Source organism: Eubacterium sp. AB3007 (genome assembly GCF_000688015.1).
Classification (GTDB): Bacteria; Bacillota; Clostridia; order Peptostreptococcales; family Anaerovoracaceae; genus Aminicella.
Genome location: NZ_JIAD01000001.1, coordinates 304,029 through 330,030 on the forward strand (window position 1 = coordinate 304,029; position 26,002 = coordinate 330,030).

At 53.7% G+C, this 26,002-nt stretch carries 25 protein-coding genes and 2 tRNA genes; 23 read left to right on the forward strand and 4 right to left on the reverse strand.

Translation table 11 applies throughout. The annotated features are described in order from the left end of the window. The first annotated feature begins 228 nt into the window (after window positions 1-228). From P156_RS0101515 to htpG, 16 genes are all read left to right on the forward strand, one after another. Window positions 229-768: a prolyl-tRNA synthetase associated domain-containing protein gene (locus tag P156_RS0101515; protein ID WP_027868639.1), complete on the forward strand. Its 540-nt coding sequence runs from the start codon at window positions 229-231 to the stop codon at window positions 766-768. Window positions 769-860: 92 nt separating this feature from the next. Then, window positions 861-2,117, forward strand: coding sequence for a hypothetical protein (locus tag P156_RS0101520; RefSeq protein WP_027868640.1), 1,257 nt, complete (start codon window positions 861-863; stop codon window positions 2,115-2,117). Between the two features lie 41 nt (window positions 2,118-2,158). Beyond that, window positions 2,159-2,479 carry a nucleotide pyrophosphohydrolase gene (locus tag P156_RS0101525; RefSeq protein WP_027868641.1) on the forward strand — a complete coding sequence of 107 codons (321 nt, stop codon included), beginning with the start codon at window positions 2,159-2,161 and terminating at the stop codon, window positions 2,477-2,479. Between the two features lie 47 nt (window positions 2,480-2,526). Then, window positions 2,527-3,261: a cyclophilin-like fold protein gene (locus P156_RS13490; RefSeq protein WP_242838679.1), complete on the forward strand. Its 735-nt coding sequence runs from the start codon at window positions 2,527-2,529 to the stop codon at window positions 3,259-3,261. Continuing rightward, a complete protein-coding gene (locus tag P156_RS0101540; RefSeq protein ID WP_027868642.1) occupies window positions 3,254-3,442 on the forward strand; it encodes a hypothetical protein in 189 nt (62 codons plus the stop codon). The genes P156_RS13490 and P156_RS0101540 overlap by 8 nt, the downstream gene beginning before the upstream one ends. Window positions 3,443-3,476: 34 nt before the next feature. Continuing rightward, on the forward strand, window positions 3,477-4,175 hold the full coding sequence (locus tag P156_RS0101545; RefSeq protein ID WP_027868643.1) for a DUF434 domain-containing protein: 699 nt from the start codon (window positions 3,477-3,479) through the stop codon (window positions 4,173-4,175). 17 nt (window positions 4,176-4,192) lie between these two features. Further along, entirely contained in the window at window positions 4,193-5,914 is a 1,722-nt protein-coding gene (locus tag P156_RS0101550; RefSeq protein WP_027868644.1) for a DUF2075 domain-containing protein, read from the forward strand. Between the two features lie 16 nt (window positions 5,915-5,930). Beyond that, on the forward strand, window positions 5,931-6,746 hold the full coding sequence (locus P156_RS0101555) for an HAD family hydrolase (RefSeq protein WP_034802031.1): 816 nt from the start codon (window positions 5,931-5,933) through the stop codon (window positions 6,744-6,746). Window positions 6,747-6,762: 16 nt separating this feature from the next. Beyond that, window positions 6,763-7,173, forward strand: a complete 411-nt coding sequence (locus P156_RS0101560; RefSeq protein ID WP_027868646.1) for a thioesterase family protein — start codon at window positions 6,763-6,765, stop codon at window positions 7,171-7,173. A gap of 132 nt (window positions 7,174-7,305) precedes the next feature. Continuing rightward, window positions 7,306-7,572 (forward strand): hypothetical protein, encoded by a 267-nt coding sequence (locus P156_RS0101565; protein ID WP_185752115.1) that lies wholly within the window; start codon window positions 7,306-7,308, stop codon window positions 7,570-7,572. Window positions 7,573-7,852: 280 nt separating this feature from the next. Beyond that, window positions 7,853-8,956 (forward strand): IS200/IS605 family element RNA-guided endonuclease TnpB, encoded by a 1,104-nt coding sequence (tnpB, locus tag P156_RS0101570; RefSeq protein WP_034802034.1) that lies wholly within the window; start codon window positions 7,853-7,855, stop codon window positions 8,954-8,956. Between the two features lie 893 nt (window positions 8,957-9,849). Further along, window positions 9,850-10,635 (forward strand): ZIP family metal transporter, encoded by a 786-nt coding sequence (locus tag P156_RS0101575; protein ID WP_185752116.1) that lies wholly within the window; start codon window positions 9,850-9,852, stop codon window positions 10,633-10,635. A 94-nt stretch (window positions 10,636-10,729) separates the two neighbouring features. After that, window positions 10,730-10,812 (forward strand) — tRNA-Leu (locus P156_RS0101580). Window positions 10,813-10,938: 126 nt separating this feature from the next. Beyond that, window positions 10,939-12,663 carry an ABC transporter transmembrane domain-containing protein gene (locus P156_RS0101585; protein WP_034802037.1) on the forward strand — a complete coding sequence of 575 codons (1,725 nt, stop codon included), beginning with the start codon at window positions 10,939-10,941 and terminating at the stop codon, window positions 12,661-12,663. Window positions 12,664-12,743: 80 nt separating this feature from the next. Beyond that, window positions 12,744-14,624, forward strand: coding sequence for a L,D-transpeptidase (locus P156_RS12610; RefSeq protein ID WP_051600498.1), 1,881 nt, complete (start codon window positions 12,744-12,746; stop codon window positions 14,622-14,624). 138 nt (window positions 14,625-14,762) lie between these two features. Next, complete coding sequence (htpG, locus tag P156_RS0101595; protein WP_027868651.1) at window positions 14,763-16,709, forward strand: molecular chaperone HtpG; 1,947 nt, start codon at window positions 14,763-14,765, stop codon at window positions 16,707-16,709. Between the two features lie 53 nt (window positions 16,710-16,762). On the opposite strand, the gene P156_RS11115 is transcribed toward htpG, so the two are convergent. Continuing rightward, window positions 16,763-18,226 (reverse strand): TrkH family potassium uptake protein, encoded by a 1,464-nt coding sequence (locus tag P156_RS11115; RefSeq protein ID WP_051600501.1) that lies wholly within the window; start codon window positions 18,224-18,226, stop codon window positions 16,763-16,765. A 19-nt stretch (window positions 18,227-18,245) separates the two neighbouring features. Further along, window positions 18,246-19,595, reverse strand: coding sequence for a Trk system potassium transporter TrkA (trkA, locus tag P156_RS0101605; RefSeq protein WP_027868652.1), 1,350 nt, complete (start codon window positions 19,593-19,595; stop codon window positions 18,246-18,248). Window positions 19,596-19,788: 193 nt separating this feature from the next. On the opposite strand from trkA, the gene trxA reads away from it, so the two are divergent. Both trxA and P156_RS0101615 read left to right on the forward strand, forming a co-directional pair. After that, window positions 19,789-20,097: a thioredoxin gene (gene trxA, locus P156_RS0101610; protein ID WP_027868653.1), complete on the forward strand. Its 309-nt coding sequence runs from the start codon at window positions 19,789-19,791 to the stop codon at window positions 20,095-20,097. Window positions 20,098-20,182: 85 nt separating this feature from the next. Continuing rightward, window positions 20,183-20,884 (forward strand): Crp/Fnr family transcriptional regulator, encoded by a 702-nt coding sequence (locus tag P156_RS0101615; RefSeq protein WP_027868654.1) that lies wholly within the window; start codon window positions 20,183-20,185, stop codon window positions 20,882-20,884. A 68-nt stretch (window positions 20,885-20,952) separates the two neighbouring features. Here P156_RS0101615 and P156_RS0101620 read toward each other — a convergent pair. Together P156_RS0101620 and P156_RS0101625 are read right to left on the reverse strand one after the other, a co-directional pair. After that, a tRNA-Arg gene (locus P156_RS0101620) sits at window positions 20,953-21,028 on the reverse strand. A 62-nt stretch (window positions 21,029-21,090) separates the two neighbouring features. Next, window positions 21,091-22,104 carry a ribonuclease H-like domain-containing protein gene (locus P156_RS0101625; protein ID WP_027868655.1) on the reverse strand — a complete coding sequence of 338 codons (1,014 nt, stop codon included), beginning with the start codon at window positions 22,102-22,104 and terminating at the stop codon, window positions 21,091-21,093. A gap of 285 nt (window positions 22,105-22,389) precedes the next feature. Between P156_RS0101625 and P156_RS11120 the strand changes: the two genes are divergently transcribed. The 5 genes from P156_RS11120 to P156_RS0101650 all read left to right on the forward strand — a co-directional run bounded on the left by P156_RS11120 (window position 22,390) and on the right by P156_RS0101650 (window position 25,998). After that, window positions 22,390-22,947 carry an NUDIX domain-containing protein gene (locus tag P156_RS11120; protein WP_034802685.1) on the forward strand — a complete coding sequence of 186 codons (558 nt, stop codon included), beginning with the start codon at window positions 22,390-22,392 and terminating at the stop codon, window positions 22,945-22,947. Window positions 22,948-22,958: 11 nt separating this feature from the next. Beyond that, window positions 22,959-23,840, forward strand: a complete 882-nt coding sequence (locus P156_RS0101635; protein ID WP_034802041.1) for a tyrosine recombinase — start codon at window positions 22,959-22,961, stop codon at window positions 23,838-23,840. Between the two features lie 173 nt (window positions 23,841-24,013). Further along, window positions 24,014-24,364: a 50S ribosomal protein L19 gene (rplS, locus tag P156_RS0101640; RefSeq protein WP_027868657.1), complete on the forward strand. Its 351-nt coding sequence runs from the start codon at window positions 24,014-24,016 to the stop codon at window positions 24,362-24,364. A 69-nt stretch (window positions 24,365-24,433) separates the two neighbouring features. Beyond that, entirely contained in the window at window positions 24,434-25,342 is a 909-nt protein-coding gene (gene ylqF, locus P156_RS0101645) for a ribosome biogenesis GTPase YlqF (protein WP_027868658.1), read from the forward strand. Beyond that, window positions 25,339-25,998: a ribonuclease HII gene (locus P156_RS0101650; RefSeq protein ID WP_027868659.1), complete on the forward strand. Its 660-nt coding sequence runs from the start codon at window positions 25,339-25,341 to the stop codon at window positions 25,996-25,998. The genes ylqF and P156_RS0101650 overlap by 4 nt, the downstream gene beginning before the upstream one ends. The last annotated feature ends 4 nt before the right edge of the window (window positions 25,999-26,002 follow it).

Consider the following 26,002-nt stretch of genomic DNA (forward strand, 5'->3'; position numbering starts at 1 on the left):
TGGCGGTTTTCGAATATAGTAGTGGCGGCGCCATCATCGCACGCGACAGGCGCCATCATCGTAAACGCAAGTCACCACCATCGAAGGTGCGAGGCGCCACCATCGAAGGTGCGAGGCGCCATCATCGAAGGTGCGAGGCGTCATCATTGTAGGTGCGAGGCGCCACCATCGAAGGTTTGAGGCGCCATAAGAAGAACAGGAAGGCTTTGTGCAGGAGTAGGAATGGAGATGGAACTGAGAAAAGGCAGGCCGGAGGAGGAAACCGGCAGGCTGGAGAAGGAGATCCGGGTGTATGATTTCCTGGATAGGTTTGGAATAGAGTATGACAGGATCGACCATGCTCCGGCGGCAGGCGATGCTCCGGAATTGAAGAGTGCGATCGAGGAGACGCTCGGGGCACAGATCTGCAACAATCTTTTTCTGGCAAATCGGCAGAGGACCAGGTTCTACCTGCTGATGCTCCCGGCCGACAAGCGGTTCAGGAGCAGCGATATCTCGAAGCAGGCGGGCAGTTCCAGGCTTCATTTTGCGGAGCCGGAATACATGGAGGCCCTGATCGACTGCGCGCCCGGTTCCGCCAGTGTGATGGGGTTGATCAATGACAAGGACAAGCAGGTGCAGCTTCTGGTGGACGAGGATGTCCTGAAGGCGGAGTGGGTTGGTTGCCACCCGTGCATCAATACGTCGAGCCTCAGGATCAGAGCAACGGACCTTTTCGGGCGTGTTCTGGAGGCTGCGGAGCATGGGTATATAGTGGTGCGGGCGTAAATGGAAAATATGTTTGTTCGGCGTTAGTAGGGATAGTGTATACTGGAAAAGTCCTTTGATACTTGAAGCTTAAGAAAAGCAAGGAGGGAGACATGCTTCGTACACTGTCGAGATCCGAAATAGCCGAAAGCCGAACCAGGCGAGTTTCCGTGCTCATGCTGATCGTCCTTTCCGTTCTGTTGCTGGCCGCCTGTGAAAATGGCTGGATCAGGGCAAAAGGGGAGCGTGGCGCGCTGACATATTATCAGAATAAGTATGGCGTAGAGGTCGATGTGGTTTCCGTTAAGACATGGGGCGATACGACCGCTATCCTGCCCACCAAGATCAATCAGATGGTCTTTCGGATGTCTGATGGGAGCACGGTGCTATGGGACCGCGAGGCGGAACAGTACGCGGACACGCACCAGGCGGAGGAGATCCTGACGGGACTGCGGGAGCAGTTGGTCCGCCCATCCACGGAGGAGGTGCTCGGGAAGGATATCCTCCTTTCAGAGTATACGGTCACATCTTCTGTATTTCAGGATTATACCAAGGCCCAGGGGGACGCTGTATTTGGGACGTATTACGACGGCGACATACGCGCCTTTGCGAAAGCAGAGAGACCGCTGCTGATGGAGTATAACGTCGTGATGCGGGAGGCTGTGAGTGAGGAACAGGGAAAGAGGTTTCGGGCACAGGCCGAACGTTTGCGCCGGAAGCTGCATCCTTTCTTCTCCGGGGACGAGGGAAGGATCTACGTCCTGTCACGCAACTACATCGGGAAACTGATCCCATACCGCCAGATCAGACAGCCGGAGGGGAATAGGATGGTGCGCGGGATCGGCAGACTTGATCTTGCCGAGGCGGTGCACTGGATCGAGAACATCTACATCGAGGTCATGAGGGGAGTGTGGATGACAAGCGACGAGGAAGACTTTGTGCTGAAGCCCGGCGACCTTGTCATGGAACAGATCGGCACCGGCGCGGGACTTCAGACGTTACTGGACGAGCGCTATGAGGCGCTCCCCGAGGTGGCGGAGGAGAACAAAGACGGCGGATACCATGTGCCGGACAAGCAGCATTGCTCCAAAACCGTAGTGAAGGACGAAAAGGCGCCGATATACAGGATCTCCTGGTCGGACCGCGCGAGAGCAGCGCAGGATCAATACGGAAGACTGGATGTCTGCGTATATCTGGAGCCGGAAATGGCAGAAGCAGGGCGTGACTTTTGGTATTTCTCGGAGAGTGACAAAGAAGAGTTTGAAATGCATCGAGTCCTGCCGGGGGCTACTGAACCATTCGCCTGGAGTGGCGGGAATCTCACCGAAGGTGCTCTATACTATTTTGGTGAGGTGGAGCATGGTGAATAGGCCGTGGTATGACCGGGAGAAGATATGCGAGAGGAGAGAACATGAAACAAGAGACGATTGACCGTATCAGAAAATTTTCGGACGACCGTGATTGGGAACAGTTCCATTCACCGGCGAATCTGGCAAAATCCATCAGCATCGAAGCTGCGGAGCTACTGGAGTGCTTCCAGTGGAGCGATACGCAGTTCGACCGGGAGCATGTGAAGGAGGAACTGGCTGATGTGATCGTATACTGCCAGAATATGCTGGACAAGTTGGAGCTGGACGTGGACGAGATCGTCAATGCCAAGATGGATCAGAACGAGGCGAAGTACCCGGTGGAGAAGGCTTGGGGCAGTGCCGCCAAGTATGACCAGCTGTAGGAGGAAGAAATAGTATGCGCATTAGGTGGAAACGAGGGGTAATTCTTATGATTGCGGCGTGGATGGCTTTGTTGGCAGGGTGCTCCTCGAATGAGGGGAACTATCAGCAGATCTCCCAGGAGAAAGCGGCGCAGATGATGGAGCAGAAGGACGGGCATGTCGTGGTCGACGTGCGCCGGCAGGAGGAATACGATGCCGGACATATCCCAGGCGCGATCCTGCTCCCAAACGAGAGCATCGGGACAGAGCCGCCGAAGGAGCTGCCTGATCGGGAGCAGATCATTCTGATCTACTGCCGCAGCGGGAATCGCAGCAAGCAGGCTGCACAGAAACTGGCGGACATGGGATACACCAACATCTATGAATTTGGCGGGATCAACACCTGGCCTGGCGAGATCGTGACAGAGGAACCCGCGGCGGGCAGCGAGATGAAACTAATGATCGGGAGCCGGTCGGTGCCGGTCATCTGGGAGAAGAACCGCTCCGTCGATGCGTTGCGTGCGCTTGTCAAGGACAAAGCCCTGACGATCCGGATGAGCATGTACGGAGGTTTTGAGCAGGTGGGGCCGATCGGACAAAACCTTGTGAGCGACGACGAGGAGATGACCGCCGGGGCGGGCGATATCGTCCTGTATTCCGGTGATCAGATCGTGCTGTTCTACGGATCCAATTCCTGGAGTTACACCAGGCTTGGCCATATGGATCTCTCGGAACAGGAACTGAAGACCCTGCTGGGGAACGGTGATGTTGAGATCAGGATCGAGGTTGGAGAAAATGATTGATTGGAACAACAACGGAAAGATCGATCCGGAGGAATTCGTTCTGACGGATATCATGTTGGAGGATGCGGAGAAGGATGCCGCTGACGCGGATACCACCCAAAGGACTGGCCGGAGCAAAGGTGCCGGCTGCCTGGGATTGTTGATCCTGGCGGTGGTGGTTGTGGTTGGTATTCTGCTTTGAGCGTCGTATCGCTCAAGAAAACGGGGGTGAGGGTGTGAATGCCAAGCGAGGCTTTGTGCCAGAGGATGTGAGGAACTTTTCTGCAGAAGCGATGGAAAGACTGAAGAAGGCATCGCGGCATATAGGCTACCTGATCAACGAGGGGTATGACCTGAAGCAGGCCTCGACGTTTGTGGGAAACCATTTTTTGTTGTCGGAGCGGCAGCGTTTGGCAGTTGTTCGGAGTCTGGCCACGATAGAGCAGCTTGACAGGAGAGGGAAAAAACAGCGGAAGATAGAGCAGCTGCGCGGCGAAGAGGTGTGGATCGATGGGTTCAATCTGATCATCATATTGGAAGTGATGCTGAGTGATTCTGTTTTGCTGGAGGGGATGGATGGCTGCATCAGGGATCTGGCAGCGCTTCGCGGAACGTATCGCATCATTCCTGAGACGAAAGGGGCGGTACGACTGGCGTTTGATGTGCTGAGGGATGCGGGTGTGACAAAAGTCAATATTCTTTTGGATGAACCTGTGTCGAACTCCGGGCGGCTGAAGACGTTGATTGCGGAAATCGGGGAGGCCTATCCGTTTGCGCTGGATATTCAGATCATAAGAAGTGTGGACCGGACGCTGTATCAGAAGTATAATGTTATTACATCGGATTCCGTGATTCTGGATCGTTGCGAGAGTTGGGTAAACCTTGCGGCGGAATGTTTGCGGAGGACGGGGAAACAGGCACTTAAGTTAATATAGGCAACAGGAGTGAGGCAATGGCAAGCATAGACCGTTTTGAGTTTGATATATCCACACCGAAACAGGTGAAGGAGCTTCGTCATTATAACCATAATATTGGGGAAAACTGGCCCATCGTCTATGTGATCAATAATGAGCGGGAGGCGTATGTTGGCGAGACAGTGAATGCTTCTCGCCGGATCGAGCAGCACCTTCAGAACGAGGAGAGGCGCGTGCTGACGGAGATTCGTATTATCAGTGACAGCGATTTCAATAAGTCGGTAGTTCTGGATCTGGAATCCTTTCTCATTAAGTATATGGCGGCAGATGATGTTTTTGCATTACAGAATGGAAACAATGGGATCAGAGATCATGAGTATTACGAGCGCCATCGCTATATCGAGGAATTCAAGGGGATTTGGAACAAACTGCGCAAGCTTGGTCTTACGCAGAAGTCTATCGAGGAGATCGAGAACTCGGAATTGTACAAGTACTCGCCTTACAAGTCTCTGGGGGAAGAGCAACAGGCGGTCGTGCAGGAGGTTCTGTCGTTGCTTGCGGAGCATCAGGGAACAGACCCTTTGACCATATTGATTCGCGGGGGAGCAGGTACCGGGAAGACGATACTGGGAATCTACCTGATGAAACTCCTGGCGGATGCGGCGGATCCAAGATTTAAGGAGAGACCACCTGTAGACGAGTATTTTGAGGTGGACGATGCGTTCTCCGTTTATGCGCTGGAACAGTTGGGGCATATGGAGAAGATCGGGATCGTGATCCCCCAGAAGTCTTTGCAGACGTCCCTGAAGGATGTATTTTCCGGAATCAAATCGCTGGAAAAGACCATGGTGCTTAGTCCCGCGGACGTCGTGAAGGACTATATGAAAACCGGAAGAAAGTTCGACCTGCTGATCGTAGATGAGGCGCATCGTCTGAAGTGCCGCTACAAAGGGCATCTGTCGAACTATCGGGTGTTTGATCAATGCAATAGAGCTTTGGGTTTGGACAAAGAAACGGGAACAGAACTGGACTGGATCATGCGATGTAGTCATCAGCAGATCTTGTTCCGGGATGAGCGACAGACAGTCAGACCATGTGATATTGATGCGGAAGACTTTCTGAACATCCTTTGTGAACGATATGCTGAGCCTTTGGCGCAGTTCTCGCTGGATACGCAATGGCGTTGTCAGGGAGGCGCTGATTATACGGACTATGTCCATGGTATTCTTACGCAGACAGTAACCGCATCCAGAACTATTGAAAACTATGAGTTTCGGATGTATGATGACTGTGCCCAAATGATCGCGGATATCAGAAAGAAGAATAAGCAAATGGGACTCTGCCGGGTCGTTGCAGGCTATGCGTGGCCCTGGGACCGGAAGGATCCAGAGGCATACACCATCGAGATCCAGGGGGTTAAGTACCGCTGGAATCGGACCTATAACAATTGGATCACCAGCAAAGGCGCAAGTGAAGAGGTGGGATGCATACATACCGTGCAGGGGTATGACCTGAACTATTGCGGCGTGATCATCGGGGAAGACCTGAAATACGACTCTACAGCAAAGAAAATATACGCAGACAAATCCTGTTATTTCGATAAACAGGGCAAGGCTGGAGTGACGGATGATCCAGAGGCGCTGCGAGCGTATCTGTGTAATATCTACCAGACGCTGATGACTCGTGGGATTCGCGGCACATATGTCTATGTATGTGATGCTGCATTGCGTGAATATATGAGGCAGTTTTTTGCTGAATGAGAGGAGAATAACAATCATGCCAAAACCGATCGTAGCGATGATGTATGATTTTGACAAGACTTTGTCGCCGAAGAATATGCAGGATTATGGGTTCATGCAGGGGCTGGACGTGAGCAGCGAGGAGTTCTGGTCGCTTTGTTCGGCGCTGACAAAGCAGAACAACATGGACAGCATCCTTTCCTATATGTATATGATGTTGGAGAAGGGGCACAACCAGTTTCTGTTGAAGAGGGAGAACTTTCAGGCGCTGGGCCGCAGCGTAAAACTGTTTCCTGGGGTGAGAAACTGGTTTGGGCGCATGAACGAGTACTGCGAGGCGCAGGGATTGAGCTGTGAGCACTACATCATCTCTTCTGGACTGAAGGAGATCATCGAGGGCACAGAGATCGCAGGGGAGTTCAAGGAAGTCTACGCCGCGGAGTTCCTCTATGGGGAGGACGGGCTGGCGAAGTGGCCGGCTATGGCGGTGAATTACACCAGCAAGACGCAGTTTCTCTACCGCATCAACAAAGGCGTGTTCGATGTGACGGAGCAGAAACAGCTGAACCAGTACGTGCCGGAGGATGACCGAAGGGTTCCGTTCCGGAACATGATCTATTTCGGGGATGGGGACACGGACGTTCCCTGCATGAAACTGACCAGAACCAACGGCGGCCATTCTATCGTGGTCTACGAGAAGGATCGCAAGGAGGCGGAGAGGCTGATCAACGAGAACCGGGCAAACTTCGCTCTGAAGGCGGACTACAGCAAGAACTCCGCTCTGGACAAAACCGTGAAACTCATCATCGACCAGATCGCCGCCACCGAACGTCTGAAGAAACTGGAAAAGTAAAGAAACGGAGCATCGAATGAAACCATACAGACACACTGTCCAATACTATGAAACAGATAGGATGGGGATCACCCACCACTCGAATTATATTCGCTGGATGGAGGAGGCAAGGGTAGATTTCCTGGCGCAGATCGGATGGGACTATGCGAGGCTGGAGGAGATGGGGGTGATCTCGCCGGTGATCGGGATCGAGTGCAAATATGCGACAGCTACCACGTTTGCTGACGTGGTGGAGATCAGCGTGGAAGTGGAAGCCCTGAAGGGGGTTCGGCTGCGGCTGCGGTATGTGATGACCAATCAGCATGGGAAGACCGTGTGCGAGGGACACTCGGAACATTGCTTTGTGAATGAAGAGGGGAGACCGATCCGATTGAAGAGGGAACAACCTGAGTTCTACGAGGTTCTGTCGGAAATGGCACAGGGCTGAAAAAATATCGAACATATGTTTGCATTTTTGCTGTGGAGGTGCTATAATACTGGTACGAGGTTAAGGAAGAGAGAAGTGCCAGCGGAAGGCTTGCGAGCCGGAGTGGCATGCTTTGCGGTGGAGGTGATTCAGGTGAGGAAAGTGCAGAAGGAGATCGACGTCATTGCGACTTTTCGCATCGGAGAGCCGCCGGAACCGCATCGGTTCAGGATCGAGGGCCTGGATGGCGAGCGGTATGAGTACCGCATCGGGGAGATCAGGGATATCCGATTGCTGAATGTGTTTGGCGACCGAGTGTGGAACTATGAGTGTTGCGGACTGATCGGGGGGCACATGCACAGTTATGTGCTCCAGTTCAACCTGCGGCATGCTACATGGAAGATGGTGGAGGTTGGTTGAGTGTGGATGATCGATCTGTGAGGTAACAGTAGAATCCCGGCGGTGGCTGGGGTTTTTTATTGTATATGTTTTTATCTAAAAGCTTAACGAGAAAACCCCCACTTCTGCAAGTGGAGGGATGAATCGTTCGGTATGGGCCAAAGAATGCTATACGGCTATACCCTCGAGTGTCGCTCTGCAGGAGAGCCATTTCTGAGTAAAATGATAGGAACTTCCTGTTTCGATATTGCATAAACGGATGACATGTGATACGATAAGAACATACGTTCGGAGGTGTATCATGAAGCGTATCAGAGGATACCGGTATCGCGCATATCCAGACCGGAAACAGCAGGCGTTCTTCGCACGGACCTTTGGGGCCTGTCGTTTTGTATATAACTACTATCTTGAACAGAAGAAAACGTTTTGGGAGGAGTGTCATGACACGCTGAAATACACAGAAGAAAGCAGAGATCTGTCCCATCACCTGAAAAAGGAGGCACCATGGCTGAAAGAAGCTGACAGCATCGCGCTGCAGCAAGCCCTGAGACACCTGGAACAAGCATATGAGAACTTTTTTCAGAAGCGAGGAGGGTATCCGAAGTTCAAAAGCAAACGGCATGCTCAGAGTTACCGAACGATGAATGTAAATGGCAGCATCCGGATCGGAGGAGACCGGATCCGGGTACCGAAAGCGGGAGAAGTTAAGATCCGAAATACAAGAGTCTTTGACGGAAGGATCCTGTCGGCCACGGTATCCATGACAGCCAGCGGGAGGTATTACATCACGCTGCAGGTAGAGGAGGAGGCAGAAGTGCTTCCGAACAAAGGAGGAGAAACGGGGCTGGATGCTGGGCTGACGGTCCTGTATACTGATTCATCCGGGAAGAGCGTTCCGAACCCAAGGACACAGAAGAAGCACGAGAAGAAGATCGCAAGACTTGCGAAGAAGCTTTCGAGAAAGAAGAGAGGATCGAAGAACCGGGAGAAGGCAAGGAAGAAACTTGCGAGAGAACAGGAGAAGGTAGCAGACATCAGAAGAGACTATTTGCATAAGGAGACCTGTCGGCTGGCGAACGAGAACCAAGTCGTCTGCGTAGAGGATCTGAATGTAAAAGGGATGATGAAAAACCACAGGCTCGCCAGGTCCATCGGAGACGCGTCGTGGGGGGAGTTCTACCGGATGCTGGAATACAAGCTGGCAGATCATGGCGGGGTACTGGTGAAGGTACCGCGGACATTCCCGTCAAGCCAGCAATGTTCATGCTGTGGAAAGAGAAACACGGGGGTCAAGGATCTTTCGGTCAGGAGATGGAAGTGCCCGGTGTGTGGAGCGCTGCATGACAGAGATGTGAATGCAGCGATCAATATACTGAAGAAAGGGAAGGAGATCCTGGCGGCATAGAGCCTCTGGGACGAAATATCGTACCGTGGGTCGCACGGGAAGTAAAGCCTGTGGAGAGATTGTAAGACGGAGTTCACAAGGGAACCTGCAGTTCTCGATGAAGCAGGAATCCCCCACTTCAAATACGCGTCAGTGTATTAAGTGGTGGGAGCGTTCAAATATGACATACGAAAACACCCAACTTTTCGTTGCAATATAGGATTGTTTCGGTTATAATTTTTATAAAGTAGTTTAAAAGACAGGATTACTACTCCATATGGAGCGGTCTGAAGGTTGCGAGAGTCAAATAGAGAGAAGCAAGGAGCACACCATCGGTAGATGGTGTGCTCTGGCTATAGTCGACAGGGCCGCTTGGAAAAGTCGGTAGATAGAGCCTGAAATTACGCTTCTCACAATTTTCATGCGACTCATAATTCCACATACTGCCTTTGGTTTCCTGAAGATGTGGAATACTTCAGCGCGGGAATTCCACAGATTATCCATGGAACGCTAAAAATGTTGAAAAATCACAGGCAGCAATTCCACATATCGGATTTATAATTATAAAATGTAGAAAAAATAAAGATAATAATTCCACATATCCATTTTTAATTCTAGAAATGTTGAAAAATCCAAGACAGCAATTCTACATATCAGTTCTATAATCCAAAAATGTTGAAAAATCCAAGACAATAGTTCCACATATCTGCTTGCAATCCTAAAAATGTTGAAAATGTCGATATAATCATTCCACACATCACTTTGCGCATGTCTTGATCTCCCTCGTAAGCAGGTTTGTCTACAGTCTGGAGCACACCACCGGGAAGGGTGGTGTGCTTCTGCTTTGTGGTTGAATAAATACAAGGGATAGGGTATAATTGTTAGAAATCGATCCGTATGAGCAGGAGGAATACATGTTGTCACAAGAGGTATTACTGGGGCTGATGCTCCCGTTGGCGGGAACGACGGCGGGGAGCGCCTGTGTGTTTTTTATGAAGCGCGGGCTGCGGATGCAGGTGCAGAAGGCGCTGGCGGGATTCGCGTCGGGTGTCATGATGGCAGCTTCCATCTGGAGTCTTCTTATCCCTGCGCTGGAGCAGGCAAACGCCATGGGGCGGCTTGCCTTTCTTCCGGCGGTGGCGGGGTTTTGGCTGGGGGTGCTGTTTCTGTGCCTGCTGGATCACCTCATCCCGCATCTGCATGTGAACGAAAGCAAGGCTGAGGGAATGCACAGCCATATGGCCAGAACCACCATGATGGTCATGGCGGTGGTGCTGCATAACATCCCAGAGGGAATGGCGGTAGGGATCGTATATGCCGGGTATGTGTCCGGCTCCGGGATGATCACGGCAGGTGGCGCGCTGGCTCTTGCCGCAGGGATCGCGATCCAGAATTTCCCGGAAGGAGCCATCATCTCCATGCCGCTGTATGCTGCCGGAAGGAGCAGGGGCCGGGCGTTCGTCGATGGGTTCCTGTCCGGTGTTGTGGAACCGGCGGCTGGATTGTTGACGGTGCTTGCCGCCAGTGTGATTCTCCCGGCCATGCCGTATTTGCTTTCTTTTGCGGCAGGGGCCATGATCTACGTGGTCGTGGAGGAACTGATCCCGGAAATGACCGAAGGGGAGCACTCGCATGTAGGTGTGCTTCTGTTTGCGGTGGGATTCTCCGTCATGATGACGCTGGATGTATCGCTCGGATGAGGAAAGAGTAGGGAGAGTCCGCCAAAAAGTTTTCCGCCACATCTTGTTCTGCCACCACCGATATGATATAATTGCTACGTTGGGGCGATATTTTGCGCGATTGGCGGAACTGGCAGACGCGCTAGATTTAGGTTCTAGTGGGAGACCGTGGGGGTTCAAGTCCCTCATCGCGCACCATCTAAATCGTTGAAATTTCAACGATTTTTTTATTGCCAGTTCCGCGTTTGGACCCATTCGATCGGGGGTATTATAAGTTGAGATATGCTGTAGTGGCAGCAATACGATAGAAAAGGAGGAGAGTGCATGAGTATGATCAGAACTCTATTGACGTATTTCCGGCCGCACAGGAAACTGTTTGCCATCGATCTGTTCTGTGCCATCATGGTGGCGGTGGTGGATCTGGCGTTTCCGCTGGTCTCCAGGCACGCTATGTACAATATGCTTCCAAACCAGATGTTCGGCGTGTTCTTTGGACTGATGGCTACGGTGGCGGTGTTCTACATGCTCAGATCTCTCTGCTATTATTTCATGACATACATCGGTCACACCTTCGGGGTGCTGGTGGAGGCAGACATCCGGGCGGCTTTGTTCAACCATCTGCAGGAACTGGATTTTGAGTTCTACGACAACAACCGCACCGGCAAGCTGATGAGCCGGGTGACCGGGGACCTGTTCGAGATCACGGAGCTGGCGCATCACGGGCCGGAGGATCTGCTGATCTCTGTGCTCACTATCGTCGGTTCGCTGACCTTCATGTTTACCATCGAGTGGAGGCTGGCGCTGGTGGTGGCGGTGCTGATCCCGATCTTCCTGATCATCGTCATGAACCGCCGGCGGAACATGGCCCGGGCGTCCAAGGAAGTGAAGGTCAGACTAGCCGCCATCAACGCGGAGATCGAGACAAGCATCTCTGGCATCCGCACCAGCAAGGCCTTTGCCAACGAGGGTGTGGAGAGGGAGCGGTTCTCGGAATCCAATGACACGTTTGTGGGGGCCAAGAGCGACTATTATAAGGCCATGGGCACATTTAACGCCAGCCAGGAGTTTTTCATGTGCATCATGCCGGTGGCCGTGATCACGTTCGGTGGTTACCTGATCATGAAAGGGCACCTGAACTACATCGACCTGATCACCTTCACCCTGTTCGTCAACACCTTTGTGACCCCCATCCGCAAGCTTTCCAATTTTGCGGAGGTCTTCGCCAATGGCACCGCGGGACTGTCCAGGTTCATGGAACTGATGGCACTTCGGCCCAATGTGACAGAGAAACCGGATGCCATGCCGCTCAGAGTCTCCGAGGGGGATATCCGCATCGAAGATATCTCCTTCGCCTACAACGAAAAGGCAGAGGTCATCGACCATCTCAATCTGCACGTACATCCGGGGGAGACGGTGGCCGTGGTGGGGCATTCCGGCGGCGGCAAAACAACGCTTTGTCAGCTGATCCCCAGGTTCTATGACGTGACGGAGGGCCGCATCCTCATCGACGGTACCGATATCCGCGACGTCACCAAGACATCCATCCGCGAAAGCATCGGTATCGTACAGCAGGAGGTATTCATCTTTGCGGACACGATCTTTGAGAACATCCGTTACGGGCGGCCGGGCGCCTCTTACGAGGAAGTGGTGGCTGCGGCCAGAAAGGCGGAGCTCTACGACGATATCATGGAGATGCCGGATCAGTTCCAGACCTACGTGGGAGAACGTGGCACAAAGTTATCCGGCGGGCAGAAGCAGCGGGTATCCATCGCCCGTATCATTCTGAAGAACCCGAAGATCCTCATTCTGGACGAGGCCACCTCGGCGCTGGATACCATCACCGAGCAGCACATCCAGAAGAGTTTTGATGAGCTGTCCAAAGGTCGTACCAGTCTGGTGATCGCACACCGGCTGTCCACCGTGCGGGATGCGGACCGGATCATCGTGATCGAACACGGGCAGATCGCAGAGGAAGGCACGCATCAGGAACTGTTGGACAGAGGGGGCGAGTACGCCAGGTTATATCACACACAGCAACTGTCGAAATAGTCGAGGATAGCGCTTGAATTAGCAGGGAAAATAGAGTATAATGTCTCGTATGTGTTTAGAAACAAAGGGGGACCAGACATTTGGCAAGAAATAGAGGAAAGCACGATGCCAAGCATGGTCAGATCGCAAGGAACAAGCATCAGGCCAAGCGGAATGAGCGTAGGAAGAAGCTTTACAGCCACCCTGTGGTTGTGGAGGAAGAACCATATATCGAGGTAGAGGAATCTGTCGAGGAACCTGTCGAGGAACCGGAAGCGGTCGCTGTGGCAGCCGAGGAGGTGGAAGCACCGGCGGCACCAGCCGAAGAGGAAGCCCTGGCCGAAGAGGCGGCACCAGCCGAGGAGGAAACCCCGGCCGAGGAGGAAACCCCGGCCGAAGAGGAGGCGCCAGCCGAGGAGGAAACCCCGGCCGAAGAGGAGGCGCCAGCCGAAGAGGAAGCCCCGGCCGATGAGGAGGCGCCAGCCGAAGAGGAAGCCCCGGCCGAGGAACCTTCGACAAAACCGGAAGGGAAGGGACTGACCTTCTCTGAGGTGTTTGAGGAAGAAGACCGGGAGGAAGAGTCCAGGCGCCGCGGGAAAGGGCTGAAAATCGCAGCGGTCCTGATCATACTGGCCATCCTTCTGGGTGCGGGCTACGTGTTGTCCGACCGTTACCTCATGAGCCCGAACACCTTCCAGAAGGACAGCACCATCAACGACGTGGACGTATCCGGGCTGACAGAGGAGCAGGCCCAGACGAAGGTCAGGGACTACATCAACAGTGAGACCCTGCGGCTCTATCAGGATGGGGAACCCATTGGCACGATCAGCGATTTTGAGTTCAACTATGATTTCGGAAACAAGATCAGCAAGTGCCTGTACCCGGGATTCCCCAAGAAGTTCACCAGGCTCTTCGACAAGGATCAGCGTGAGTACGAGATCGATCTGAAGCCCATCAATCAGGACAAGAACTTCAACAAGCAGTTCGCGGCCCTGGATATCGTCAAGCATGCCAAGGGCACCGAGGAGACCAAGAACGCCTACGTGGATCTGACGACTCATGATTTCAACGTGGTGTCCGAGGTTTACGGTAACGGCATTGATACCAGGAAACTCAAGCAGGCATTGATGGACAGTGTCGGTGCCAACGAGATGGAGTTCCAGTACGATCCGGACGATTTCCGACTGCAGCCCACCATCAAGGCCAACAGCCCGGAGATCCAGCAGCGGCTGGAGTACTGCAAGAAGTACCTGTCGCAGGAGATCAAGCTGAACACCTTCAAGGGTCCCTACACCATTCCGCCAAAGGAAATGAACAAGTTCATCGAGGCGGATGCGCAGGGGAATCGCATTATCAAGAAGAAAAAACTCAAGAAATACGTCAAGAAGCTCCGGGAGAACTTCAGTGTCAGCGGCGGGGAGTATGACCTGGATCTGGTGGGCGGCCATGTCCATGTCAGCGGCGGTAACTACGGTGTCTATGTGGATACCTCTGCGGAGTACAAGCAGCTGAAGAAGGACTTTGCGGCAGGCACCAACGTGACCAGAGACCTCCTCTATGAGGGCGGAAGGACACCGGCGAGCGGCAACGACATCGGCAACTCCTATGTGGAGATCGACATCAGCCGCCAGAAACTCTGGTGCGTGGTGAACGGCAAGACCGTCGTCAAGAGCGATGTGGTCACTGGTAACGAGGCAGAAGGGTACGGAACACCGACCGGTCTCTATGTGATCGCCTACAAGGTCTCTCCGTGCACGCTGCGGGGAGAGAATGCGGACGGAAGCAAGTACGAGTCCAAGGTTTCCTACTGGATGCCATTCAATGGCGGTATCGGCTGTCATGACGCTACATGGCGGGGCAGCTTCGGCGGGAGCATCTATCGGTATTCCGGAAGCCACGGGTGCGTGAACATGCCGTACAGCAAGGCAGAGGAGCTTTACTACAACGTGGATGCCGGCATGCCGGTGGTGGTACACAACTGATCATAGTTTTTACAGGGCACAAAGCCCTGTTTTTTTGTTTGCAGGGACTTGACTTTTTCAGCGAACGTGGTAGAGTATATATGTGTGTTAGCACTCGTAGATGTAGAGTGCTAAATCAGAATAATCGGAGGCGAGATAATGGCAAAGAAACAGTTTAAGGCAGAATCTAAGAAACTGCTTGACCTGATGGTGAATTCCATCTATACCAACAAGGAGATCTTTATCAGAGAATTGATCAGCAACGCCAGTGACGCGCTGGACAAGCTGTATTACAAGAGCCTGGAGTCCGGAGATACCGGCATCAAGCGCTCTGACTTTGTGATCCGCATCGATGCGGACAAGGACGCGCGGACGCTGACCATCAGCGACAATGGCATCGGCATGACCAGGGAAGAGCTGGAGCAGAACCTGGGCACCATCGCCAAGAGCGGAAGTCTTGCGTTCAAGCAGGAGCATGCAGAGGATGGCAAGGATGAGAATGACATCGTTGGGGCCAAGGCACAGAAGGCAACGGATATCATCGGGCAGTTCGGTGTCGGTTTCTACTCTGCGTTCATGGTGGCTGATCAGGTGAAGGTGACTTCCAGAGCCTATGGCAGCGAGGAATGCTTTGTGTGGGAATCCACCGGCTCTGACGGATACACCGTGGAAGAGAGCGAGATGGAGAGCAACGGGACCAGTGTGGTGCTGCATCTGAAGGAGGACGTGGAAGGAGAAAAGTTCAGCGACTATCTCAGCGAGTACACCATCCGCGACCTGGTGAAGCGCTACTCGGACTACATCCGCTACCCGATCCAGATGATGGTGGAGAAGACTCAGCCCAAGGAAGGCACCGAGGAGGATGAGAAGCCGGAGATGGAGACCATCCACGAACTGGAGACCCTCAACACCATGGAGCCTATCTGGAAACGCCAGAAGAGCAAGGTCAAGGACGAGGATTACAACGAGTATTATAAGAGCAAGTTCACCGATTACATGGATCCGGCCAGGGTCATCCGCACCAGCGTAGAGGGTGTATCCAGCTATACGGCGCTGATGTTCATTCCCGGTCACGTGCCCTATGACTACTACACCAAGGACTATGAGAAGGGGCTGCAGTTGTACTCCAGCGGCGTGCTGATCATGGAGAAATGCAAGGACCTGCTGCCGGATTACTTCAACTTTGTGAAGGGGCTGGTGGACTCTCAGGACCTGTCGCTGAACATCTCCCGTGAGACACTGCAGCAGGATCGTCAGCTGAAGAACATCGCCAAGAACCTGGAGAAGAAGATCAAGAAGGAACTGGTCAAGTGGATGAAAGACGACCGGGAAGGCTACGAGGCGTTCTTCAAGAACTTTGGCCGACAGATGAAGTTCGGTTTGTACGAGAGTTTCGGCATGCACAAAGACGTCCTGATGGATCTGATGTTGTTCTACTCTTCGTCGGAGCAGAAGATGGTCACGCTGGACGAGTACATCGAGCGCATGGGCGAGGACCAGAAGAACATCTACTATGCTCCCGGCGAGACCATCGAGAAGATCGACATGCTCCCGCAGACAGCGGCTGCCAAGGCCAAGGGGTATGAGATCCTCTATATGACGGACGAGATCGACGAGTTCGCCATCCGCATGGTGAACGAATACAAGGAGAAGCCGTTTAAATCTATTTCTGACGAGGACATGACCGAGGAGCTGTCGGAGGAAGAGAAGGAAGCCGTCAAGAAGGCAGAGGAAGAAAACAAGGATCTGCTGGACTTTGTGAAGGAGACTCTGGGAGGAAAGGTGGCCGAGGTCAGCCTGTCCGCAAAACTGGCGGACGCGGCGTGTTGCTTGATCAGCAAGGGCGGCATCTCTCTGGAGATGGAGAAGACCATCAACGCCATGCCTACCGATGAGCATATCAGCGCGGAGAAGGTGCTTCAGATCAATCCGGAGCATGCGGTGATGGCGAAACTGCAGGATGCGTTCACGCACGGCGCAGAAGGCAAGGAGCGGGCGGCAGTGATCGCCAGACTGCTTTATGACCAGGCAGCGCTGGTGAGCGGACTTGCAGTGGAGGATCCTGTGCAGCTCAGCAAGGATATCTGCAGCATGATCACACAGTAAAAAACAAGGCGGCTGTTCGAGGAACAGCCGCCTTTTGGTAAGCCAGGAAGAACTCAACCTTTTCGGACCACCGCCGCGACCAAGGCTGCCAGCGGATAGAATTCCAGGCGACCCACCAGCATGTCCAGGATCAAAACGATCTTGGAGAGTGGACTGAAAGTGGCGTAGCTGCCCTGGGCGGAGATCTCTGCGATGCCGGTGCCGGTGTTGTTGATGCAGGCGATCACTGCTGAGAAGTTCGCATCTATACTGTGGCCGTTGGGATCTGCGGAGATGATCAGAAAAGAGGCGATGACCACCATGAAATAGACCGTCAGGAAGGTGACGATGCGGCGCATCGTGCTTTCGGAGACGGTCTTTCCGTTCAGGCGGATGACCATGACCCGGTTGGGCTCCAGCCGTTCCACCATGGTGCGGTGGATATCTTTGGATAGCAGCAGGGCTCGGCCGATCTTGATCCCGCCGGAGGTGCTTCCCATACAGCCTCCACACCACAGCAGCAGATAGAGCAGGGTCAGGGCCAGGCCGGACCACTGGGCAAAATTGGTCACCGTGAAGCCGGTGGTGGTAATGATGCTGGTGACCTGGAAGGCAGCGCTTCCCAGGGCGCCCAGGGCTGTGCCTGCGTCACCCCGGCGATAGATGCTCCAGGCGACCAGAAGGGAACTCAGGAGGATCAGCAGAAGATAGGTGCGGAGCTCCTCGTCCCGTAGGAATTGCCTGTAGTTGCCCGTGCTCCCCAATAGATACAGAGCGTAGTTGATACCGAACAGGAGCATGAAAAGCAGGGTGATGACTTTGGCGGCAACCGGATAACTGGTCAGTCCTGTGTTCAGCACGGTAAATCCGCCGGTGCTTGCCGTTCCAAAGGCGATGCAGCAGGCATCGAACATGGGCATGCCGCTGAGCTTCAGAAGGAGCATGTCCAGCAGGGTCAGGCCTGCGTAGATCAACAGGATCCTCTCCGTGGTGCGGGAGACCATGGGCAGGTAGCTCCCGGCTTTGTGCCGGAGAGAGGCGCTCTGGATCAGTTCCTGCAGGTGGCCGCGACGATAGGAGTTGTTTGGCAGCAGCTGAAGGAAGAACAGAAGCACAGCAAGACCGCCGACCCACTGGCTGAAGCTGCGCCAGAATAACAGTCCGGGGCCCAGGTCACTCACGTCTGACAGCAGTGAGGCGCCTGTGGTGGTGAAACCGGAGGTGATCTCGAACAGGCTGTCTATATAGGATGGCATATGACCGGAAAACCAGAAGGGCAGAGCCCCTGTGAGGCAGACAGCCACATAGCTGAGCCCGGCGCACAGGAACATCTCCCAACCGGCGTATCGTCTGGATTCCGAACGGGTCAGGCCCAGGAGCAGCAACGCGGCCACCCCCGTGATCGCGATGGATTTCAGGAAGGCTCCCGTCACCTGGTGATCGCCGTTGTTGGCGGTGAAAAGCAAAGAGGGGAGCATGAGCGCGATCTCTATCAAAAGGACGATTCCAAGGAACCATCCGATTCTCTTGTAGTTCATGGTGTCTCCTGTCTATAGTTTATCTGAACAGATCGTTGAATCCTTTGATGTCATCCCGGGAGTAGACAGCCAGCACACGGTCGCCGCTGAGGAACATGGAGTCTGCACCCGGAAGGATATTGCTTCCGTAGCGGTTGATGGATGCCAGCAATACGTTGCTCTTGAAACGGATGTCCTTCAGCTTCTCGCCGCAGTGGCGCGCGCCGGGACCTATGATGAACTCGGCGATCTGGGTGTCTCCTGCGATGGTGCGAACGGAGACAGCCGCGTTGGACTGGCCCTCCAGCGACCGGACGAAACGGATAATGCTGTCAGCACAAAGCCTTCGGGGGTTGATGATGTTCCCGTGGGTCTTGTGCCCGAAGATCCGCTGATAGTCGTCGTCTTTCAGTTTGATGATGATCTCTGGCACGTCCAGACTGTTTCCATACACGCCCAGGATGGTGTTGGTCTCGTCGCTGCCGGATAGGCAGAGCAGCGCGTCTTGCTGGGCGAGTCCCTGCTCATCCAGGAAGGACAGGTGGCTGGCATCTCCGCAGATGACGGTGACATCGTGGAAGTTGGAGGCCAGTTGCTCGCAGAGGCTGCGGCTTCGCTCGATGACCGTCAGGCGGTAATGTCTGGACCTGAGACGGCGGATCACCTCGCGGCTGGTATCGCCGCCGCCGATGATCATCACGTCACGTGTCCTCTTGCGTTTGCCAAAGGAGGTGAGAAGGGTCTTCAGGTCCTTCTCAGAGGCAGTTACATAGACCTGATCGTGGGCCTGCAAAACAAAATCCGCCCCCGGTGTCTCCGCCTTCCCGTTGCGTACCACGGCACAGATCAGCGCCCGGAGCCCGGTGATCTTGGGCATATCGATCAGTGGGTGGCCGCACAGGGGGTGGCCCTCCGGAATGTCAAGGGTCATGACATCCGTCATATCTCTGGCGAACCGTTCCCTATGCAGAAAACCCGGATAGGCCAGCAAGGACTCGATATCCTTGGCAGCGTAGAGCTCCGGGTCGATGGTCATGGACAGCCCGAACTTGTCATAGTAGAGCCCTGTGGTCTCTGAGTAGTCCGGCGTGCGTATTCTGGCGATGGTACGGATCTCACTGTTCAGGTCGTGGGCAGTGATGCAGCTGAGGAGATTCTTCTCATCGGACTCTGTGGCGGCGATCAGAATGTTCGCCTCCATGATGCCCGCCTCCTGCAAGGCGCTGATGGCGGCGCAGTTGCCCCGGATGACACGGATGTCCTTGGTATCCAGACTGTAGCGGATCCGCGGCAGTTCCCGCTCGATGAGGATGACCTCGTGGCCTTCGTCCTGCAGCCGTGCACAAAGCTCGATGCCCAGTGTCGTAATGCCTGAGAGTATGATCTTCATAATGGTTTGCCTCCTTGGGGACAGCCCATGGCTTTGTCCCTGAGAAGATTATATCACATCTGAGGGGATTGGGATACGAGGTTTTGTGACAAGGTCACAGAACGACTCTCGCCAAAACGCTATAATAAAACCATAAACAGTGAAGAAAGCGCACGCCGCCAATGGATGGCAGGGTGCAGGAAAGGAGAATACAATGGCAGAAGTAGTATTGACAAAGGACAATTTTCAGGCAGAGGTAATGGAATCTGAGGTGCCGGTACTGGTGGATTTCTGGGCGAGCTGGTGCGGACCGTGCCAGATGCTGGGACCTGTGGTCGCGGAGATCGCGGAGGAGCACCCGGAGTTCAAGGTCGGCAAGGTGAACGTGGATGAGCAGCCGGAGCTGGCGCGGCAGTACGGGATCATGAGCATTCCTACACTGTATGTGTTCAAGGATGGAGAGGCTGTGAGCCACACCATGGGTGTGCAGCCCAAGGAGAGCATCCTGGAGATGATGAAGTAAGCTGCCGGATGTAACTATTGAAAATAGCCTTTGACAGATGGTATACTTGATGTATATCATCTGTTTTTTTTGGATAGGAGAGACTATGGACAAGAGTCAGGAGACGAGAAACCAGATCGAGAGGATGCCCTTCTGGGCGCATATGTCAGAGCGGGAACGGACCAGACTGATGGAATTTGCGGTGATCCGGGAGTATGAGGCGGGGAGTATGCTTCATGCTACCGATGGGGACTGTTTGGGGATGGTGGTAGTCCTGCAGGGCTCTGTTCGTGCGTACATGGTCTCAGAGGAGGGCAGGGAGATCACCCTCTATCATATCAACAAAGGAGAGACGGATGTGCTTACCGCCTCCTGCATTCTGTACCAGATCACCTTCGACACGGAGATGGTGGTGGAGGAGGACAGCCGGATCCTGATCCTGCCTACGGTGGTGTTGAAGGGGCTGAAGGAAGAGAACGTCTATGTCCGCAGTTACATCTACGAGGTCCTGACAGAGCGTTTCTCCGATGTGATGTGGACTATGCAGCAGATCCTGTTCTATGGTATCGATCAGCGGATCGCGGCATTTCTACTGGATCAGGTCGCTGGGAATGGGATCGGGTCCGGGCAGGTGCCGGAGATCCATATCACCCATGAGCAGATCGCTCGGGAGATCAATACCGCGCGTGAAGTGGTCGCCAGGATCATTCGCCGGTTCGTGGCCGATGGGTTGGTGGAAACCGGTCGCGGCCGTCTGCGTCTCATAGATCTGAAAGGCCTGCGGGCACTGACGGAAGGAATGGGATGACCACCGATAGCTTGCCAAAAAACAAAACAGGAACCATAGAATCGTTGAAATTCCAATGGTTCCTGTGATGGTGCGCCAGGAGGGAATCGAACCCTCGGCCTTCACATTCGGAGTGTGCTACTCTATCCCCTGAGCTACTGGCGCAAAACGTCTTTACCATTATAGCACAACCGGGTAGAAATGCCAAGAAGTATTTCAGTTATTTTTTACTCAACCAGGGGTATCATCCCTTCGATCACCGGCATCAGTGACATGACGAATCGATTGATGGTGGCGTCGCTGGATGTGCCGTGATCAGAGAGGATCAGGTAGCCACTCTCCATGCCGGGCATGCAGGCCAGATCCTCCGGAATGCCTCCTGCGTCCTGCAGCAGATTCTGGGCATCGGCAACGCTAAGCCCTTTCGCGGCGGTGATGGCAGGCACCAGGATCTCGCAGGTGTCTTCTCCGCTGGAGGCGGTGATGCTGCAGGGGAATGCCTCGGTTGGGAAGTGAATATAGTCTACGGGCTGCGGAAGGCGGGCTGCAATGTGCAGACCGTCTTTCTTTACCTGGCACCGCTGCACAAAGCTTTGTCCGGCGGGGAATCCCAGGCAGGCCATGGCTCTGTGGAAGCGAGACTTCTCGATGACCGGAAGGATGCGGTAAAGCTGCATGATATCGTCATGGTTGTGCAGGAGGATGGTCTTCTCCAGAGCGGTGTTAGGCGACTCCAGGTACCGGTTGTAGAGACGGACGCTTTCGCCGCCATCGATCTCGTCATCTCTGGTGGTGGCCAGATCCATGAACTTTTCGATGGACTTTTGGCGGAGACTGCCCAGCATATCCTTCAGGTCAGAGTGATAGCGCAGGACAGTGTAGAGATCCAGGTCACAGAAGGAAGCAGGGGCTAGGAGCCGATATCGTTTGGCCCGGGCCTGCAGAAAGGGTAGGTCGAAGGAGCGCCCGTTGTAGGTGATAATGACGTCGGATAGGGCTAGTTGCTTCAGTGTAGCGTCCACAACGGCCTTCTCCTGAGAGGGATCCTCTGCGAAATATTGGGTTACCGTTGCCAGGTTATTGTCGATCGAAATCAACCCGCTCAGGATCAGCTGATCGCGGCGCGGGTAGAGGCCGGTGGTCTCGATATCGAAGATGCAAAGTGACCGACCACCGAAGTACATATCAAACGTCCGGCTACTGTAGGGTGTCAGGCGATAGCGTTCTGTGATGGTTTTCATGTTGGCTCCTCGGTTAAAACACTTGGTTTACTATCCTTATACCCGTGTTGTGACAAAAATAACAAAATAGACCGCAGGGGAGCAGTCTACTTTGTTCAAAAGGGGTATTGGGATTAGAGATTAATGAGGTTATCAGGGGGATAACCACATCTTGATTATACTGGATGATAAAGTAAAATGCAATACCAAAAAACAAAATTTATAGGATTTTTTCTGAATATTACTTAAAAACTTTGTTGACAAGTGCTATAATATTGTAAAACAAGGAAAATGGAGTATACCATCATGATATTTGAAGAGAAGACACTCAGTTCGGAGTATGCGTTCAGAGGGAAACTAATCAATGTACGAGTAGATCGGGTCACCACGGTGGACGGTGAGTCTATTCGGGAAATAGCTGAGCACTGTGCCGGGGCCGCAATGGTGGCACTGCTGCCGGACGGAAGAATTCCTATGGTAAGGCAGTATCGCAAGGCCTTTGAGCAGGTGGTGTTTGAGCTTCCTGCCGGGAAGGCGGATCCTGGAGAGGATCCACTGGTGACTGCAGGCAGAGAACTGAAGGAAGAGACTGGATACTCTGCTGAGAACATCCGGCTGCTGGCGCCGATGATGCCTTCTCCTGGGTTTACGGATGAGGTGGTCTACATCTATCTTTGTACCGGACTGAACAGCGGGGAGCAGTCGCTGGATGCCAATGAGGCGTTGGATGTGGAATACCATGACATATGGGAACTGTCTGACATGTGTATGCGAGGTGAGATCCCGGATGCCAAGACGCAGATCGGGATCCTCATGACCAGGGCCCTTGTAGACAGCGGTGAGTTGGATGAATATATCGGATAGAGAGGAAGATCATGACAACTGCATTTCTGGAATATATAGAAAAGAAAAAGAAAGCCTCCAGGAACACCCTGGCGGCATACAGGCAGGATCTGAACGGGTTCGGCCATTATCTGGAGGAGAAGGGCATGACGCTGGAGAAGGCGACCAATACCCAGGTGGTCGCATACATCATGCTCCTTAAGAAGGAAGGAAAGTCCCGCGCCACAGTGAACCGGAAACTGGCTTCCCTACGGGCATTTTACCGGTATCTTATCGGACAGGGAGTGATCCAGGAGGATCCCACAGAGGGGATCAAGTCGCCTCGCATCGAGCGGAAAGAGATCTCCTATCTTTCTGTAGAGGAGGTGGAACATCTGCTGGAGCTCCCGGACGAGTCCATCAAGGGGAAACGTGACAAAGCCATGCTGGAACTGCTTTACGCCACTGGGATCCGGGTCAGCGAGATCATCGAACTGACCATGGCGGATATCAACCTGACGATGGGCTTTGTGAAATGCAACGGCAACCACGGGAGAGCCAGGATCGTGCCTATGGGTAAGCCGTGCCGAAGAGCGCTGAAGACTTATCTGGAGGAGAGCAGGATGGCGCTGCTTCGGGAGGAAGAGGATACCGAGGACAGTCCGCTGTTCCTGAACTATGTGGGAAAGGCCTTCACCAGGCAGGGGTTCTGGAAGGTACTGAAGCAGTACGGGGACGCGGCGGATCTTTCTGAGAAGCTGACTCCGCAGACTTTGCGGAATTCTTTTGCCATGCACATGGTGGAGAACGGGATCGACATGAAGTCTCTTCAGGAGATGATGGGGCACGAGGATATACTGGCTACCCAGGCGTATTTTGAGAACACCAGGACCAGAATCAAGGATGTCTACGACCGCACGCACCCTCGTGCATAGCGTGTGTCAAAGGGGACGGTTCTTTTTGACACACTGACACACCATACAGCAAAAAAGTCCTTGCATTGTGATGGAAAATGTGATATTATGGCTGATGTATTACGGGCGTTCCTCTGGAGGAGGCAGAGCCAAGGATTTCACGAACGTCTACGAGAGGAAGGAGGATACACAGAATGAACGTTTTAGATGCTGTTGCTCAGGATTATATGAAGAACGATATTCCTGAATTCAGTGTAGGTGATACAGTCAGAGTACACATCAAGATCAAGGAAGGAAACAGAGAGAGAATCCAGATCTTTGAGGGATATGTACTGAAGCGCCAGAACGGAGGGATCGCAGAGACTTTCACAGTCAGAAGGATCGCGTCCGGAATCGGCGTTGAGAAGACTTTCCCACTGCATTCTCCCTGGGTCGAGAAGATCGAGGTTGTTCGCAAGGGCAGAGTCAGAAGAGCCAGACTGCACTACATGCGTAGCAGAACCGGTAAGGCTGCTAAGATCAGACAGAAGAAAGTCGTTAAATAGACTCTTAAGGGGAACCTCGCGGTTCCCCTTATTTTATGTAACTAAAGCGTTGTATACAAGGTAAGAAACATGATCGAGAACATCAACTGGTATCCCGGCCACATGAAGAAAACACGGGAGTTGATCCGGAACAACCTTAAGATGGTAGACATCGTTATCGAGGTGATCGATGCCAGGATCCCGCAGTCCAGTCGTAATCCAATCATCGACGAGTTGGTGGGGGACAAGCCCCGCATCATCGTTCTGAACAAGAAAGATCTGGCGGATCCGGCAGAAAACAGACGGTGGATGGATGCACTCTCTACAGAGAGTACCAGCGTTCTGGAACTGAACTGTATGAGCGGTGACGGGATCAAGAAACTGCTGCGCATGTTGGAGGAAGCGCAGCGCAAGCGGGTGGAGGCACTGAATAAAGCCGCAGAGAGCACTGGAGCGTCTGCGGAGGGTGCATCCGCACATACGGCCATCACTGCCAAGCGGAAATCCACACCGTTCCGTATGATGGTTGTAGGCGTTCCCAATGTGGGGAAATCCTCCCTGATCAACCGGCTGACAGGAAAGAAGTCCGCCCAGACCGGCGACAGACCCGGTGTCACCAAGGGGAAGCAGTGGCTCACCATTCCAGGTGGCATGCAGCTTTTGGACACACCGGGCATCCTGTGGCCCAAGTTCGAAGACCCGCAGGTAGGGCTGAATCTGGCATACTGTGGCAGCATCCGGGATGAGATTCTGGATGTGGCGGAGCTGGCGCTTTCCTTCATTACGGAGATGCAGGAGCGCTATCCAGGCCTCCTGATGGAACGGTACAAGCTGGAGGAACTGGCAGAGATGCCGGTGGAGACCATGGAGATGATCGCCCAAAAGAGAGGGTTTATCCTCCCCGGCAAGCGCATCGACTATGAGCGCTGCGCCCGTACGGTGCTGGATGAGTTCAGAGGAGGAAAGATCGGTCAGATCACTCTGGAGGTTGCGCCATGACCAAACAGGAGCGGGAACAGAAGATGGTCGCTCGTCTGGCAGAGATGAAGCAATACGAGAATGCCCTGCGGGAGCAGGGCGTACAGTATATTGCGGGGATGGATGAGGTGGGTCGCGGCCCGCTGGCAGGGCCGGTAGTAGCCGCCTGTGTGGTACTCCCTGCGGATTTCAGTGTGTTGGGGGTAGATGACTCCAAGAAACTCTCCGAGAAGCGCAGGGAGACGCTCTACGACCAGATTCTGGAACACGCACTGGCCTGGGGCACCGGAGAGAAGGACAATCACATCATCGACGAGATCAACATACTGGAGGCCACCAAGCTTGCAATGCTGGAGGCAGTGGCAGGCTGTGAATCCATGCTCCGGGAGCGTACGGGAGCATCCGTGGAACACGTGCTGATCGATGCTTTGTCGCTGGATGATCTGCATAAGCCGCAGACTGCCATCATCAAGGGAGATGGCGCCAGCGTATCCATCGCCGCAGCGTCCATCGTAGCCAAGGTCACCAGAGATCGACAGATGATCGCGTATGCAGACGAGTTTCCAGGGTATGCGTTCGAGAAGAACAAGGGATACGGCACAAAAGCACATTACGAGGGGATACGTGCACAGGGGATCACGAGGATCCACCGGGTATCCTTTCTGAAAAATCTATAGACAG